Raw genomic sequence first — 16824 nt, 5'->3', positions numbered from 1 at the left:
AAGACCAAAATCATATGCGGTCAACTATTAACTATTTTTTGTCCAATGTTCCAGCGCGTAAATGGCCCGATACCACCCCTTTATACCGTCTTCAATGGGTTTCCGTTCGGTGGTTGGGTTGAAATGCACATCGGTTTGCCAAATATCCTGGATTTCTTCTGGGCTTTTCCAATAACCCACGGCCAATCCAGCCAAATAAGCAGCACCCATCACCGTGGTCTCAACAATTTTGGGTCGTACGGTAATCGTGTTCAAAACATCGGCTTGGAATTGCATCAAAAGGTCGTTGACCGTAGCACCGCCATCCACGCGAAGTTCTTTAATGGAAATCCCCGAATCGGCTTCCATGGCTTTCAAAATATCCATGGTCTGATAAGCGATGGATTCCAAAGCGGCACGGGCGATATGGGCATCGGTGCTCCCTCGGGTCAATCCAAAAATGGTGCCCTGTGCCCGCTGGTTCCAATGGGGCGCACCCAAGCCCGCAAATGCCGGAACAAAATAGACACCTTCGGAACTTTCCACGGAACTCGCCAATTTTTCCACTTCCGATGAGGTTTTGATGATTTTTAAACTATCACGAAGCCATTGGACCACCGCCCCAGCGATAAAAATACTTCCTTCCAGGGCATAATGGGTTTTTCCGTTGATTTTCCAAGCAACTGTGGTCAATAGGTTATTTTTTGATACAATGGGTTTTTCACCAATGTTCATAAGCATGAAGCAGCCCGTACCATAGGTGTTTTTGACCATACCCTGTTTCGTGCACATTTGACCAAACAACGCAGCCTGCTGGTCCCCGGCAATCCCTGCAATGGGTATTTTGGAAGCAAAGAAATTCGGACTGGTATAGCCATACACTTCGCTGGATTGTTTTACTTCTGGAAGCATGCTTTTTGGCACCGTCAACAACTCGAGGAGTTCATCATCCCAAGCCATGCTGTTTATATTAAAGAGGAGGGAACGTGAGGCATTGGTCACATCGGTAATGTGCAGCCTGCCCTCGGTCATTTTCCAAATGAGCCAGGTATCGATGGTGCCCAGGGCCAAGTCACCAGCTTCCGCTTTCTTTCGGGCACCGTCCACGTTGTCCAAAATCCACTTTACCTTGGTCCCTGAAAAATAGGCATCGATCACCAATCCCGTTTTTGTACGGATCATGTCCGACTTTCCTTCGCTTTTTAATTGGTCACAGTAGTCGGCGGTTCGTTTGTCTTGCCACACAATGGCATTGTAAACGGGTTCCCCTGTATTTTTGTCCCAAACCACCACGGTCTCGCGCTGGTTGGTGATGCCAATAGCGGCCAATTGCTCGGCCTTTAGTCCTTTTTTACTGACAGCCTCTGCGGCCATCCCAGCCTGCGTGGCCCAAATCTCGTTGGGATCGTGCTCCACCCATCCCGGTTTGGGGAAGATTTGGGTAAATTCTTTTTGTGCGACGGAGATTATGGTTCCTTTCTTATCAAAAACTACAGCTCTGGAACTGGTGGTGCCTTGGTCCAAGGCGAGGATGTACTCACTCATTTTAATTATATTAATTGCGCTTGAATTTAATAAAATATATTCGGGAATCCTTTTTTAAATGATGAGTATGAACACCTATGTAGCACTATTGCGGGGAATCAATGTAAGTGGACAGAAGAAAATTAGAATGGAAGATTTGAGGGCGACCCTCGAAAATGTTGGCCTGCACCGGGTGAAGACCTACATTCAAAGTGGGAATATTGTGTTTGACAGCATGGAAGCCGAAATCAAAACATTGGAAGCCACAATTTATCAAGCCATCCTGACCGATTTTGGTTTTGAGGTGCCCAATTTGGTGCTGACAGGAAATGCCATCCACCATATTTTGGAATCCAGTCCTTTCAAAGAAGAGACCAACGAAAAAGGCCTTTATTTTGTTTTATTGAAAGAAGTGCCCAATAATGCATTGGTATCCGAATTCAACAAACTCAAATTTGACAATGAGGATTTTCATGTGGCAGCCAACTGTGTGTATCTGAATTGCAGAACAGGGTATGGCAAAGCCAAGCTGAACAACAACCTTATCGAAAGAAAATTAAAGGTAGAGGCCACCACCCGAAATTTGAGAACCATGCAAAAGCTTTTGGAACTGACACAGGAGGTCAGGGATTGAGCTCCCAAATTTTGTAGTTCAGCAATGTGGCAAAACATACCCAGGCCAAATAGGGCAGCATTAAATAGGCGGCCGGTTTGCTCACTACCTTGAACCATCTAATGGTCAACATGATCATCGAAAGCAGGCCCAGGATCACGATCAATGCCCAAAAGGGACTTTTTAATCCAAAAAAGACAATGCTCCAAAGGGCGTTCAATAATAATTGAATGCCAAAATGGTAGAGCGCGGTCTTTACCCAAATGTGATGGAATCCTTTGGACCATACAATGCCGGCAGCGACACCCATCAAGATGTACAACAAGGTCCATACCGGGGCGAAAATCTCGTTGGGCGGGTTAAAGGTTGGCTTTTTTAAGGTCACATACCATTCGTTTACAGAGCTTTGAGTGGCAAAACTTGATAGAAAACCTACCAGAATGCAAATGGCGACACAGATGGCAATGTAAAGGATTCTTTTTTTCATGGTTGGTGCAACTCCGTCTAAAATAAGAATTTATTTATTTCCACTTCCAAAGAAGCAACTTACATGGGCTATATTTGCCAAAACCCATAACGAATGACGGAGAAAGACTTTCTGCCAAAAGCATATACAGCATTGCCAGCAGAAGGAAAAGTGACCTGGAAGGCGCCCAGCAACATAGCATTGGTAAAATATTGGGGAAAGCACCCAAACCAAATTCCCGCCAATCCATCCATAAGTTTCACTTTGGACGCCTGCGCTACGACCACTTCGGTCTCCTTTAAAAAGAACAGCTCAAAAGCCTCCCAATTTTCATTCGATCTCTATTTTGAAGGCAAGTCCAAACCAGATTTTAAGCCCAAGGTGAACACGTTTCTAGAACGTATCGAGCCCTATATGCCTTTCCTAAAGGAATACCAGTTCACTATAGAAACCTCCAATTCGTTCCCACATAGCAGTGGTATAGCCTCCTCCGCTAGCGGAATGGCTGCTTTGGCCCTCTGTCTTATGGATATGGAAAGACAGATGCGCTCCGATATGTCACAAGCCGAATTTAATCAAAAGGCCTCCTTTTTGGCCCGCTTGGGCTCCGGAAGTGCTTGTAGGAGCATTGAGGGGGATTTGATTGCTTGGGGAAGGCATGCTGGGATACCTAAAAGCTCAGATCTTTATGGGATCAAGTATCCTTTTGAAGTCAACCCCGTTTTTAAGAAGTACCACGACATCATCCTGCTGGTGCACAAGGGTCAGAAACAGGTGAGCAGCACAATGGGCCATAATTTGATGAAAGGACATCCCTTTGCCAAAGAACGGTTTCAACAGGCGCATCAAAATCTGGACAGACTGAGGCCGATTTTGGCCCAGGGAGCCCTCGATGACTTTATCGAGGTGGTTGAAAGTGAAGCATTGACCCTGCATGCCATGATGATGACCAGCGCACCATATTTTATTCTGATGAAGCCGGACACTTTGGAGATCATCAACAAAATTTGGGACTTTAGAAGCCGAGCCAAGACCCCTGTTTGCTTTACCCTTGATGCTGGGGCAAATGTGCATGTGCTGTACCCCGAGTCCACAAGGCAAAAAGTAATACAATTTATTCAGGATGAATTGGTTGCACATTGTGAAAACGGGCAGTACATTTGCGACCGAATTGGAATGGGAGCCAAGAAAATAACACCTAAAAGGGAGTAGGCAAACGGTTTTTTTGCGTTATTTGTTCCGGGCAATGTGAGCCCATTTAATTTTGTTTATCGGTAATATTTAAAGAGTTAAACAGAATAATTTGTATTTTAGTCCCATTATATGAAAGGACCACTGTTTTATTCCAAAATTTTGTTGTTTGGTGAGTATGGCATCATCAAGGATTCAAAAGGACTTTCCATTCCCTACAATTTTTTTAAGGGTGCATTGAAGACGGAAAAGGACCTTTCCGAAACCGCAAAAAAATCAAATCAATCCTTAGGTAGGTTTGCCGCCTATTTGGCCAAGCTCCAAAAGGATGAACCCAAGTTGGTTTCCTTTGATCTGGAATCACTTCAAAAAGATATTGATCAAGGCATGTATTTTGACAGTTCCATTCCCCAGGGATACGGAATTGGAAGCAGTGGTGCGTTGGTAGCGGCCATTTATGACAAGTATGCCAATGACAAAATTACGGTGCTGGAAAACCTCACCAGGGACAAATTGCTGAGATTGAAGAAGATTTTTGGCAAGATGGAATCCTTTTTCCATGGAAAATCCTCGGGATTGGACCCACTGAACAGTTATTTGAGCCTTCCCATTCTGATCAACTCCAAGGACAATATCGAATCCACCAGCATTCCCTCGCAAAATGCCGAAGGAAAGGGAGCCGTATTTTTATTGGACAGCGGTATTACGGGTGAAACTGCACCCATGGTGCAGATTTTTATGGAAAAGATGAAGCAGGAAGGTTTCCGGAACGTAATCAAGAATGAGTTCATCAAACATACCGATGCCTGTGTAGAGGATTTCTTGAGCGGCAATGTAAAATCCCTTTTTGGAAATCTGAAACAGCTTTCGCATGTGGTCTTGGACCATTTCAAACCCATGATTCCCTCCAAGTTCCACGCGCTTTGGCAACAGGGCATAGAGACCAACGATTACTACCTAAAACTTTGCGGCTCCGGCGGCGGCGGCTATATTTTGGGCTTTACCCAGGATATGGAAAGAGCCAAGAAAGCACTGGAAGGCCACAAGTTGGAGGTGGTGTACAACTTCTAAGAACATCCCATGCTTAGCAGAAAAAACAAACTCTTGCTTTTTAAGCTATTGAGTCTGTTTTCAGTGGTTCGGGGCTACAATATTTTGGTGATTACCTTGGCCCAGTACCTGGCTTCCATCTACATTTTATCGCCTGATCTACCCCTTCGAGAGGTCATCCTTGACCTTAATCTCTTCTTGATAGTCACTGCTTCGGCCCTCACCATTGCCAGCGGGTATATCATCAACAATTTTTACGACGCCGAAAAGGATTTGATCAACAAGCCCACGAAAAGCATGTTGGACCGACTGGTGAGCCAGCGGTTTAAGCTCACCACCTATTTCATTCTCAATTTTTTGGCCGTTTTTGCCGCGAGCTACATATCCTTTAGGGCGGTTTTGTTCTTCTCGGCCTACATTTTTGGCATTTGGATCTATTCACATAAGCTTAAAAGAATTCCATTGGTGGGGAACTTGGTTTCATCCACCTTGGCCATTGCCCCCTTCTTTGTGGTTTTTGTGTACTACCAAAATTTTGAGACGGTGATTTTTGTCCATGCCCTGTTCCTGTTCCTATTGATTTTGGCCAGGGAAATGATCAAGGATTTGGAAAATATGGCCGGGGACATAGCCCAGAACTATCGCACGATTCCAATTATCTTGGGTCCCAAGGCCTCCAAGTCTATAATAACCCTGCTTATTTTACTTACTTGGATACCCGCCTTGCTGTTGATTGAAATCTTTGATGTTGGCTACATGCACCTTTATTTTATAGCTTGTATCGTTTTGTTGGTACTGTTTCTGATTTTGCTATGGAAATCAAGCGGCAAAAAGCACTACGTTTGGCTGCACAACATCCTTAAATTCATTATTGTTTTTGGGGTGTTCAGTATTTTGCTCATCGATGTTGACCTTGTATTAAACAGGATTCTGTAATGGAAAATCTTCTAAAAGTGGGCATGGCCCAGATAGCACCGGTATGGTTGGATAAATCGGCCACCTTGAATAAAATTTACGAAACCATTGGGTCGGCAGCCAAGGAAAATACCGAGCTTTTGGTGTTCGGAGAAGCTTTCTTGCCTGGCTATCCCTTTTGGCTGGCCTATACCGATGGCGCTGCCTGGGATTTAAAGGTGAACAAGGAACTACATGCGCATTATGCCCGAAATTCCATCCAGATTGAGGCAGGTGACTTGGATGAAATCTGTGCGCTGGCCAAGAAAAATAGTATGGCCATCTATTTGGGGATGATGGAAAGGGCCAGAGATCGTGGGGGACATAGCTTGTATTGTTCGTTGGTCTACATCAATCGAGAAGGGGAGATAAAATCGGTCCACAGAAAGTTGCAACCCACCTATGATGAACGGTTGACCTGGGCACCCGGTGACGGCCATGGGTTACGGGTGCACCCTTTGAAACAGTTTACCGTGGGCGGACTCAATTGCTGGGAAAACTGGATGCCGCTTCCCAGGACGGCGTTATATGGCCAGGGCGAAAACTTGCATGTCGCCGTTTGGCCCGGCGGGGTGCACAACACCAAGGACATCACGCGGTTCATTGCCCGCGAATCCCGAAGCTTTGTTATTTCGGTATCTTCACTGATGCGCACCTCGGATTTTCCAAAAGACACCCCATACTTGGACAAAATCTTGGCAAAAGCGCCCAAAGTCCTGGCAAATGGTGGAAGCTGCATTGCTGGACCCGATGGGGAATGGCTAGTGGAACCCATCGCCGACAACGAGGGAATCTTTTACCACACTTTGGATTTTAACCGGGTATACGAAGAACGCCAAAACTTTGACCCTGTGGGGCATTATTCCCGACCAGATGTCACTAAGTTAATGGTGAACAGGGAGCGGCAGTCTACAGTCGGGTTTGAGGAATGAAAAGCTGAATTGAATTTTTGTAAAGGCACTTATCGTTTGCTAAAAATCATTTTAATGACCATTTAGCATCCGATAAGTGAAGTTAACCTCTTTTTAGTTAAGGAGCGGACCCAGATTTATAAATTCACCCATTGAACCGATTGATTGGACATTATTCTCATCTTTAAGCAAACAATCCAAGCGTTTAATTACATTTGCAAAAAATTAAAGACTGATGGCGAAATCAGACAGTAATCGCGGCAAAAGACCTGGCCATGGTTCAAAAAAGGGCAATTTCCAAAAGCCCTACAAAAGACAGGTTACTTCAAGTATAAAACCAAAAGCAGCTCCCAAAAAAAGCAATCCAGATGAGATTCGATTGAATCGATATATCTCCAATGCGGGTATCTGTTCCCGAAGGGAAGCGGACACCTATATAGCCGCTGGCAACGTGACCGTCAACGGCAAGGTGATTACCGAAATGGGACACAAGGTAAAACGTTCCGACGATGTCCGTTTTGACGGGCGCAAGCTCAATCCAGAGAAAAAGGAATACATTCTATTGAACAAACCCAAAAATTTTATCACCACCACCAGCGACGAAAAGGGCAGGCGCACGGTCATGGAACTCGTGTCCAGTGCCTCAAAGGCGCGCCTGTTGCCCGTGGGCCGTTTGGACCGGAACACTACCGGGCTTTTGCTCTTTACCAATGATGGCGATTTGACCAAAAAATTGACCCACCCCACCCATGGGGTACGCAAATTGTACCATGTGCATCTGGATAAAAGCCTTAACATGAGCGATTTGCAAGCAATAGCGGAAGGTATTGAGTTGGAGGATGGTCCCATTGAGGTGGACAGTATCAGCTATATCCAAGGAGCGCCAAAACGGGAAATAGGAATCCAAATCCATAGCGGACGCAACCGCATTGTCCGCCGAATTTTTGAACATTTGGGTTACGAAGTCGTCAAACTGGACCGTGTCATCTTTGCAGGACTTACGAAAAAGGATTTACCACGCGGACATTGGCGCCATTTGACTGAACAGGAGGTCATCAATTTGAAAATGATAAAGTGATTAGGTTCTTTTGACTAAAAACCTTCCAGGCCATCTTGTCCTTCTTGCCAAAAGGAAGTACGGTACCAGCAATTTTCAAAATAGAGGCCTATAATGCTGTTTGGTTGATGGCTTACTCCATCTTCCTCCATTGCAAAGGCATCCTCAATCCGGTTCTGGTACATTAAAACCTCATGCTGTCCATCGTTGTTGAAGTCCACTCCCAAGGTCAGCATCGTTTCTGAATATTCTTCGTTGCCATGAACCATTTTGTTGCTGTTTATTTTCACTTTTTCTAAATCAATTTGGTCAAGAAAATGGGAAGTTACCAGTAAAATTAAGGTGTTCGATTCCAATATATTTTCCTGCTTATAGACAATCGGCACACTTATATGGTCAATAATATCCAATTCTCCATACGGATAATACGTTGCGTAGCGCATTCCCTGAAGTGATTTCAAAGTAATGCGCTCCAAACGGTTCTTTCTTATGGTCAGTGCATGCAAGGGCTTATCGAATGTTATGGTCTGGATTTGCTTTCCAAAACGATTTTCCCAATGTGGCGGATTTGATATGGAAGGACTTTCTGACAGAATCTTATTGCCATCCATTTCAAGAAGGTATTCCAGTTCTTTCCGGGTGATGACCATTTGGTCTCCATCGACCACGGATTTTGGGAGGATATGTTCCCAAAGCCCACCGGAGAGGCACGACTTGGATTTCATTTCAAAGGGCCAGCCCTGGTTTTCGTTTCCTAACAGACTCCCGTACTTTTCAATGGGATCCAAGTGCAAACGATTTTCGAAAGTCTGCTGCTGTGAAAAGCAGAGGTTGCAAAAACATAGAAGGGACACACGGACCACGTAGCTTTTCAATCCAAAAATTCGGCACATATGAAACGTTTATATGAAATAAACTTCTGAATCTTTTGCTTGTCTGCGGTATCCAAATTGATGGATTTAGCCTATGAATTGACGGATCCGAAGCAAATATTGGAAAAAGCAATGAGTTCATCCAGAAAGTAGTACCGGGTTTTTAACTTATCCTGGAAGGTCCAATCAAGGCGATGTGCACTATGATTATTGTAGCTTTTGAAAAACTTCCCTAAACAAGTTTTGGTATTCTGTTAGATGATAGCATTTGGCCCATATTGGGGCCCCTACGATTCTCCAAGCGTCATGATCCTTGTCCAAAACTGCAATTTTCAACTGTTCCATGGCCTCGGATAGTTTTCCTTGCAATAGATAATTCGTCGCCAATCCAACATAGGACCAAGAATAATCAGGACTGTCTTCGATCAGTTGGAAGAACAGTTGTTCAGCCTCTTCAAATCTTCCCGAGTGGGCATAGGCCAATCCTAGATTGCTGCGGGCCGGAAGCCAGTTTTCTTTTATGGATAGCGCCTTTTTGAAGAGTCCAACGGCATTTTCAAAATCTTTTGTGACATCAAGCGCATAGCAACCTTTAAGGTTATAGGAGAATAGGTTGTCTTTTTTGATTTTTTTGTCCCATTCCCGGAATTTTTCAAAATCTCCCATGTTATAGTAAAACAATGCAATTTCTGAAGTGACAACATTATTTTGAGGGATAAGCGGTTGTATTTTTTTGGCTCGTGCTAGGGCATGATCAAACTCCCAATTGAAAACCCCGTTGGCCAATAAACTCTTTTTTTGCTTCAGAAACTCTTGATATGTGTACGCCTCCAATGTGGAATAAAGGGTGTCGTAAAAACGTGCAACGCAATCTTTCATTAGATGGTTCACCCTTGAAATAGGAAGGGTCTTCTTTAGGAGTCCTTCCATTTGCAAAACCACTGAACTTTGATTTTTTTCCTTGGCCGCGATAAGTCCCTCCAACAGGATCAGGGTATCATTGGTATAGCTAACGTCAGCGGTATTTTTTAAATTTTCCAAGGCAAACCTGGCCTCTGTGAAATTATTTCTGTTGATATAATAATACACGGTTTTGCTGGAAACCTTTTCCAAACGCAAATCCAACCAGTTTTCAATGAAAGAGAGAAAATCAGTGGATACAGGCCCCATGCCACCATTTCTGCAATGCCAAACCTCCCCTGTGTGTTCACCATTCAAAATAAGATGAAAATCCAGTCCACAGCCAGATGTGCCAAGAAACAGGGTCCCGTCCGTTTCCTTACTTCCAAGCGGAAGGTCGTAGATGTAATTGTCCATTGGATCGTCTTCTTCCAACATTTCAGCGGAGATCAGATCATTTCTGCACTGGGCAAGAAAGTCTTCATAAGTGGGCAGATCTTCATCCAAAAAATCCTCGGGTTCCCAGTCCCTGTAATAATGTTCTTTGGTGCCACATCTTAGCCATAACCTGTGTAAAGGGAATTTTTTACCAATCCGGTTAACCCCCGATGTTTGGATGCTTTTATTCAGATGGAGCAGGGGATAGGAAGATGGCCCCAAGCCCCCATTACCTATTTCACTCAAGAAAATCTTGTACTCAATGGGTAAATGGATGTGGTAATAGTTTTCAGTAAGCTCAATTTCTGAAATGGAAATCGGGTGCGGGTCCCAGTCATATTTGTATGCTTCGGTGCTATTGTATTTTAGCGTTCCATAAACAAATCTGAACTTTTGTAGTTTTTCTTTTATTTTTTGGATTCGATTTTTGTGCATGGCAATGGTTGGCCCAAAAGTTATTAAGCCGAACCGAAAGTCTTATAAATTCCCTATTTAGGAGAAGCTTATTTGATGAATAAGGTTTTTGGGTTGACAATTGGCCGCTCAACCATTAACAATAAATGGGTATTATTGGGCAACAGCTTTAGCCATTTTTGCCTCAATCTCCTCCAAACACAAGTTCCCCAAACTACCCTCGTGGGTGTGGGCAATGTCCTTTTTTGGGTTCATAATTACCAATTTTATGTTCTCATGACAAGGGATCGATGATATATTGCCCCCCTGTTTTTAATCTACCTTGATGGATGCAATAAAACTGGTATTAAGCTTACATCTTTTTTTATTAAGAGCATTGCCCTTATTTGTTTATGAAGGTCTTCCAAGAGTCACAATTGGCGGCCCTAATATCAAAACCCCAAAACTCTATGGTTTCATAATCCAAAGCTCCTTCAGGAATGCTTTCGAAAATATATAATTCGTTTCTGCCGGTCGAGTACTTTTCCGAAAAGCAAATGTCTATACCTTTTTTGGCCAGAACATTGAGCACTTTACTTTTTAAATCATCCAAATAGTCTGTGCTAACATTTTTCAAAAACACTTGACCTTGCTCAAAACCATATCGAAATTGGACATCTTCCAACGGATATTTCAATATTGTGATTGGATCGAAAAATTGCTGAATATCCAATCGAATGATAAAACCATTGCTAAAGGCCAACCATTCCAATAGCATCGATTTCTTATCCTCAAATTCATTGTCATTGTTTGTCCACCATTCCCAATTTATATATCCAACTATCTCGTACAAATAAGGACAACGATTTTTATGTGTAAACCAGGTGTCATTTTTGAATTTCTCCCTAACCTCATTTAACTTAAGGTATTGAAATCGACCAAGCATATGAAAATTGTCCAACCAAAAAGAGAACTCCTTATTGAAAGCATAGATCCAATCATCCGCTTTGTTTTGTGGCAATCTAATCGGCATTAAGAATCTATAGGACAAATGATTCATTATTTGAAGATAGAACGACATTAACACAAAGGTTCGTTCAATCGTTTTGATAAATAATTAGGTGTAATATGTGAAAATCTAATTTTTAACAGTGGTTAAATTGACGTAGTGCCGATATGGGTTGATAATTTCAACATAATCTGGAAAAGAAGCCGCACTATGAACCATATTGCCGCTCCATTTTGGCCCCAATCTCCTCCAAACATAAGTTTCCTAAACTACCCTCGTGGGTGTGGTCAATGTCCTTTTTGGGTTTGAAGTTTCCATTTTCAATGGCCTTGCCCATGGTCTTATAGGCATCTCTAAAGGGCATCCCATGCTTCACCATTTCATTAAGGGTGTCCACACTAAAAAGATAATCGTATTTGGGGTCATCCAAGATGGTTGTGTTCACTTTGATTTCTTTTAAACTAAAAGCCATTAGCTCCAAACAAGCTTTCATATCCTGAATGACGGGTACAATGACTTCCTTGACCAACTGTAAATCCCTGTGGTAACCGCTAGGGAGGTTGTTGGTAATTAAGGTGAGTTGGTTCGGAACGGACTGAATTTTATTGCATTTGGCCCTGATCAGCTCAAAAACATCGGGATTCTTTTTGTGTGGCATAATGCTGCTACCCGTAGTGAGCTCATTGGGGAAGGAGATGAAATCAAAATTTTGACTCATGTAAAGGCAAATGTCCATGGCTAGTTTGGAGAGAGTCCCAGCTATGCCCGAAAGTCCAAATGCCGTTGCCTTTTCCACTTTGCCCCGGCCCATTTGGGCCGCCACTACGTTAAACTTTAAGGTTTCAAAGCCCATTTCGGCGGTAGTGAAGCTACGGTCAATAGGAAATGAACTGCCGTACCCTGCCGCACTGCCCAAGGGATTTTGGTCCGCAATTTTATAAGCAGCCTGCACAAAATAGATATCGTCCACCAGACTTTCCGCATAGGCCGAAAACCACAGCCCGAAAGAAGAGGGCATGGCAATCTGAAGATGTGTATAACCCGGAAGTAAGATGCTTTTATGTTTTTCGGCCAATTTCAGCAGCAGGTCAAACAATACCTTTACCTGATCTTTGATTTCCTTTAGTTCATCTTTTAAATAGAGCTGAATGGCGACCAGCACCTGATCATTCCGGGATCTTGCGGTATGGATTTTTTTGCCAGTATCTCCCAAGGTTTCGGTCAGTAGGAATTCAATTTTGGAGTGCATGTCCTCAAAATCATCCTCAATAGTGAACTTTCCTTTTTCAATATCCTTGGAGATGCCGTCCAAGGCTTTGACCAAATCTTGGGCTTCCTTTTCTGAAATCAACCCCACTTTCCCGAGCATTTTGGCATGGGCTTTTGAGGCAATAACATCATATTTGGCCAATACCAAATCCAATTCCCGGTCATTACCTACAGTAAAATGGTCAATCTTTTTATCGGTGCTGAATCCTTTGTCCCAGAGTTTCATAATTCAATTATCAGTTAACAATAAACAATTGCCAATTGTTTATTGGTTATAGTTTATTGTAAAAATCCCTTTAGGATTTTGATGTACAAATCGATTCCCTCCTCGATCTCGTCAATATAAATAAATTCGTCCGCAGAATGCGAGCGGGTACTGTCCCCAGGGCCCAATTTCACCGATTGGCAGGTCAATGCGGCTTGGTCAGATAGGGTTGGGGAACCATAGGTTTTTCTTCCGAGGGCTACGCCACTTTTGACCAAATCGTGGTTTGGGTCTATGCTGGATGAATTCAGACGCAACGAACGGGGGGTCATTTTACAGGGTGCTACTTTTTGAAGCCTTTCAGCAATTTCCTGATTGGTGTAGCAATCGTTTACCCGCACGTCCACCACCAAGTCCACTTGGGCAGGAACCACATTGTGCTGGTTTCCCGCCTTTATTTGGGTCACGGTCATTTTTACCTCTCCGAGGGCATCGGAGACTTTTTCAAACCGGTATTCCTTGAACCATTGCAATACTTCAATCGCATTATATATAGCATTGTTGTCGTTGGGATGCGCCGCATGGGATGGGGTGCCCTCCACCACAGCATCAAAAACCACAAGACCTTTTTCGGCAATGGCCAGATCCATAAGGGTTGGCTCTCCCACAATGGCCACATCTATCTTTGGCAAAATGGGAAGCAGGGCGCGGATGCTTTTTTCACCAGCATCCTCTTCCTCCCCGGTAGCCGCCATTATGATATTATGGTTCAATCCCTCTTGCCCATAAAAATGCACAAACGTAGCCAATAAAGAGACCAAACAGCCACCAGCATCATTACTGCCCAATCCAAACAATTTTCCTGACTCGATATGCGGATGGAAAGGGTCCTTGCTATAGGCGCTATTGGGCTTAACCGTATCATGGTGTGAGTTTAGCAATAAGGTGGGCTTGTTTGGGTCGAAATACTTGTTGAAGGCATAAACGTTGTTGAACTGTCGCTCGGTTTTGATGCCAAAATCGTTCAAGAAGGCTTGGATGGCATCACCGGTTCCATCCTCTTCCCCGGAAAAAGAGGGGATGCTTATGAGGGTTTTCAAGAGGGAGATAGCCTTATCCTTCAATATTTCTTGATTGATTTTCATAGTGTTAAGGTCGTAAAATTTGAATTGCCTTCCCTGAGCATTGCATCGTCCCCAATACAGACTTTGGCCACACGGTTCCTGAGCGCGTAAAAACAATTGTGCATTTTGGGAAGCATGCCATCGGCAATGATGCCTTCGGCCAAAAGGGAATCGTATTTTTTGGAATCAATGGTGGGGATAACCGAATTTTCGTCATCCACATTGCTCAGCACCCCCTTTTTTTCAAAACAATAGTACAGTGTAGTTTCGAACTGGTTGGATAGTCCAATGGCAAGTTCCGCAGCGATGGTATCCGCGTTGGTGTTGAACAGCTGCCCTTTTCCATCATGGGTAAGGGCACAGAAAGTGGGTGTGAATCCGGCCTGCAACAGTTGAAAAATACCATAGGTATTTACGTTTTTCACGTCGCCCACCAAACCAAAATCCACTTCCTTGACAGGTCTTTTGTAGGCTTGGATGGCATTGCCATCAGCCCCGCTCATACCCAATGCGTTGGTCCCGAAAGCCTGTAATTGGGCCACTATATTTTTGTTGACCAATCCTCCATAGACCATGATCGCAACATCAAGACTTTTGGCATCGGTTATGCGTCGGCCATTCACAACTTTGGCTTCCACCCCCAGTTTATTTCCGATTTCTGTAGCCTTTTTTCCACCTCCATGGACCAATATTTTGTTTCCCCCCATTTTGGAGAACAAGGACAGCATATGGGATAAACGAGCAGTATCCTCTATTAGGTTACCTCCAATCTTTACTATGGACAATTTTTGCTTCATAACGATTCCAACAGTTTTTTTAGCACGATTTGGGCCGCGAAAGTCCGGTTGTTGGCCTGCTCCAGCACTAAGGATTGTGCGCTGTCCAAAACGGCATCTTCCACCACGACATTTCTTCGCACGGGCAGGCAATGCATGAATTTGGCCTGACCCAATTTCGCTTGTGTCATCATCCAGGTTGAATCTTCCAGCAACACTTTTCCGTAATTTGAATAGCTGCTCCAATTCTTGACATAAACAAAATCGGCATCTTTCAAGGCTTCATTTTGGTCATACACTATTCGACACCCGTGTGTGATTCTTGGATTGAGTTCATATCCCCTGGGGTGGGTGATGGTAAATTCTGCATCCTGCAGCTTCATCATCTCCACAAAGGAATTGGCAACGGCATGGGGCAGGGCTTTGGGATGGGGCGCCCAGGACAAAACCACCTTTGGTTTCCGTTGGGTGCTGTGCTCGGCCAGGGTAATGGCATCGGCCAGGGCCTGAAGAGGGTGTTCGGCGGCACTTTCCATGTTCACCACCGGAATAGCGGCATATTGGGCAAACCCTTTAAGAATTTTCTCGGCTTCGTCCTCGTTCCTATCTTCCAATTTTGCAAAGGCACGAACGGCAACAATGTCACAATATTGGGACACTACCTGTGCAGCTTCCTTTATGTGCTCCGAAGTACCTTGGTTCATTACCGTTCCATCGCCGAATTCCAGGGACCAACCCTCGCTCCCAAAGTTCATCACCATGACTTCCATTCCAAGGTTCATGGCGGCCTTTTGCGTACTCAACCGTGTTCGCAGACTGTTGTTGAAAAACAGAAGACAAAGGGTTTTGTTTTTGCCCAAATCCTGGAAATGGTATGGATTTTTCTTTAGGGCAAGAGCTCCTTCAACCCATTCGGGCAGGAAATCAATGTCTTTTATGGATAGATAATGCTTCATTTCAATGCTTTTGTCAAGGCTTCAAAGAAAAGGTCAATATGCTCTTTGGTAATGTTCAGGGCCGGCAAAAAACGAAGTAACTTTTTGTTCTTTGCGCTGCCTGTGAACATATAATGGTCATAGATTAGCTGCTTTCTTAGGTCGGCCACCTCAAAATCAAACTCCAGGCCCAGCATCAAGCCCTTTCCCTTTATTTTTTTGATTGATGGGATGTCAATGGCTTTGGTTCGAAAATAGTCGCCCATGTTCACTGCATTTTCCATAAGATCTTCCATTTCCAACACTTCCAGCACGGCAAGACTGGCTGCACAGGCCAAATGATTGCCACCAAAAGTGGTGCCCAAAAGGCCATAGGAAGGCTTAAACGCTTCATGGATAAGGACACCACCCACAGGGAAACCATTTCCCATTCCCTTTGCGATGGAAATGATATCGGGTTGGATGCCATGATGTTGAAATGCAAAGAATTTTCCGGTCCTTCCATAGCCCGACTGAACTTCATCGGCGATGAGGACTACGTTATTTTCTTTGCATTTTTTGGCAATGAATTGATAGAATTCCGTTGTTGGTTCATCCAATCCTCCAACGCCTTGGATAGCTTCGATGATTACGGCGCAGTAGCCACCCGATGTAATGGTTTTTTCAAACGCTTCAAAATCGTTTAACGAAAGAAAGGTAACTTTCTGTTGTCTGTTGATGGGTGCCTGGATACTCGGATTGTCCGTAGCGGCAACGGCGGCCGAGGTTCTGCCATGAAAACTGTTGTTAAATGCTATCACTTTTGACGCATCAGTATGAAAAGAAGCCATTTTGAGGGCATTTTCATTGGCTTCGGCCCCGGAGTTGCACATGAAAAGGGCGTAATCACCACATCCAGATATTTGCCCAAGTTTTTCCGCTAGCTCTTGTTGAAGTGGATTTTGGATGGAATTGCTGTAAAAGGCCATCTTATCCAGTTGATCCTTGACTCGCTTCACGTAATGCGGATGGGAATGACCAATGGAGATCACAGCATGCCCCCCGTAGAAGTCGAGATATTTTTGGCCTTTATCATCCCAAACTTCCACACCTTTTGAGGTGACTGGAGTTACATCGTAAAGTGGATATACGTCAAATAGTTTCATTGCTTAGATTTTC

General features: G+C 44.0%; 16 protein-coding genes. 6 read left to right on the top strand and 10 right to left on the bottom strand.

Annotated elements, in window-relative coordinates:
• Nucleotides 1-27: 27 nt before the first annotated feature.
• Nucleotides 28-1524 carry a glycerol kinase GlpK gene (glpK, locus tag K7G75_RS00920; protein ID WP_222981839.1) on the bottom strand — a complete coding sequence of 499 codons (1497 nt, stop codon included), beginning with the start codon at nt 1522-1524 and terminating at the stop codon, nt 28-30.
• A 67-nt stretch (nt 1525-1591) separates the two neighbouring features.
• On the opposite strand from glpK, the gene K7G75_RS00915 reads away from it, so the two are divergent.
• Nucleotides 1592-2137, top strand: a complete 546-nt coding sequence (locus K7G75_RS00915) for a DUF1697 domain-containing protein (protein ID WP_222981837.1) — start codon at nt 1592-1594, stop codon at nt 2135-2137.
• Here K7G75_RS00915 and K7G75_RS00910 read toward each other — a convergent pair.
• The gene (locus tag K7G75_RS00910) at nt 2127-2603 is read right to left on the bottom strand and encodes a TspO/MBR family protein (RefSeq protein WP_222981835.1); all 477 of its coding nucleotides are present in this window, start codon (nt 2601-2603) and stop codon (nt 2127-2129) included. The genes K7G75_RS00915 and K7G75_RS00910 overlap by 11 nt on opposite strands.
• 93 nt (nt 2604-2696) lie before the next feature.
• Between K7G75_RS00910 and K7G75_RS00905 the strand changes: the two genes are divergently transcribed.
• From K7G75_RS00905 to K7G75_RS00885, 5 genes are all read left to right on the top strand, one after another.
• Nucleotides 2697-3794 (top strand): diphosphomevalonate decarboxylase, encoded by a 1098-nt coding sequence (locus K7G75_RS00905; protein WP_222981833.1) that lies wholly within the window; start codon nt 2697-2699, stop codon nt 3792-3794.
• A 111-nt stretch (nt 3795-3905) separates the two neighbouring features.
• Nucleotides 3906-4844 (top strand): mevalonate kinase family protein, encoded by a 939-nt coding sequence (locus tag K7G75_RS00900; RefSeq protein WP_222981830.1) that lies wholly within the window; start codon nt 3906-3908, stop codon nt 4842-4844.
• A 9-nt stretch (nt 4845-4853) separates the two neighbouring features.
• The gene (locus tag K7G75_RS00895) at nt 4854-5759 is read left to right on the top strand and encodes a geranylgeranylglycerol-phosphate geranylgeranyltransferase (RefSeq protein ID WP_222981828.1); all 906 of its coding nucleotides are present in this window, start codon (nt 4854-4856) and stop codon (nt 5757-5759) included.
• Entirely contained in the window at nt 5759-6709 is a 951-nt protein-coding gene (locus tag K7G75_RS00890) for a carbon-nitrogen hydrolase family protein (protein ID WP_222981826.1), read from the top strand. Before K7G75_RS00895 ends, K7G75_RS00890 begins: the two co-directional genes overlap by 1 nt.
• A gap of 214 nt (nt 6710-6923) precedes the next feature.
• Nucleotides 6924-7766, top strand: coding sequence for a pseudouridine synthase (locus K7G75_RS00885; protein WP_222981824.1), 843 nt, complete (start codon nt 6924-6926; stop codon nt 7764-7766).
• Nucleotides 7767-7780: 14 nt separating this feature from the next.
• Here K7G75_RS00885 and K7G75_RS00880 read toward each other — a convergent pair whose 3' ends face one another.
• The 8 genes from K7G75_RS00880 to K7G75_RS00845 form a co-directional block, all read right to left on the bottom strand.
• A complete protein-coding gene (locus K7G75_RS00880) occupies nt 7781-8638 on the bottom strand; it encodes a hypothetical protein (protein WP_222981821.1) in 858 nt (285 codons plus the stop codon).
• Nucleotides 8639-8824: 186 nt separating this feature from the next.
• Nucleotides 8825-10390 (bottom strand): tetratricopeptide repeat protein, encoded by a 1566-nt coding sequence (locus K7G75_RS00875; protein ID WP_222981819.1) that lies wholly within the window; start codon nt 10388-10390, stop codon nt 8825-8827.
• A 361-nt stretch (nt 10391-10751) separates the two neighbouring features.
• Nucleotides 10752-11381, bottom strand: coding sequence for a hypothetical protein (locus K7G75_RS00870; protein WP_222981817.1), 630 nt, complete (start codon nt 11379-11381; stop codon nt 10752-10754).
• A 184-nt stretch (nt 11382-11565) separates the two neighbouring features.
• On the bottom strand, nt 11566-12852 hold the full coding sequence (argH, locus tag K7G75_RS00865; RefSeq protein WP_222981815.1) for an argininosuccinate lyase: 1287 nt from the start codon (nt 12850-12852) through the stop codon (nt 11566-11568).
• 53 nt (nt 12853-12905) lie between these two features.
• Nucleotides 12906-13976 carry a M20 family metallo-hydrolase gene (locus tag K7G75_RS00860; RefSeq protein WP_222981813.1) on the bottom strand — a complete coding sequence of 357 codons (1071 nt, stop codon included), beginning with the start codon at nt 13974-13976 and terminating at the stop codon, nt 12906-12908.
• Entirely contained in the window at nt 13973-14752 is a 780-nt protein-coding gene (argB, locus tag K7G75_RS00855) for an acetylglutamate kinase (protein WP_222981811.1), read from the bottom strand. The genes K7G75_RS00860 and argB overlap by 4 nt, the downstream gene beginning before the upstream one ends.
• Nucleotides 14749-15687 carry a Rossmann-fold NAD(P)-binding domain-containing protein gene (locus K7G75_RS00850; protein WP_222981809.1) on the bottom strand — a complete coding sequence of 313 codons (939 nt, stop codon included), beginning with the start codon at nt 15685-15687 and terminating at the stop codon, nt 14749-14751. The genes argB and K7G75_RS00850 overlap by 4 nt, the downstream gene beginning before the upstream one ends.
• A complete protein-coding gene (locus tag K7G75_RS00845) occupies nt 15684-16811 on the bottom strand; it encodes an aspartate aminotransferase family protein (RefSeq protein WP_222981807.1) in 1128 nt (375 codons plus the stop codon). Before K7G75_RS00845 ends, K7G75_RS00850 begins: the two co-directional genes overlap by 4 nt.
• Nucleotides 16812-16824: the final 13 nt, after the last annotated feature.

This window comes from Flagellimonas meishanensis (assembly GCF_019880545.1).
Taxonomy (GTDB): domain Bacteria; phylum Bacteroidota; class Bacteroidia; order Flavobacteriales; family Flavobacteriaceae; genus Flagellimonas; species Flagellimonas meishanensis.
Note: the sequence above shows the minus strand (reverse complement) of the source record. Positions and strands in the feature narration are given on the sequence as shown.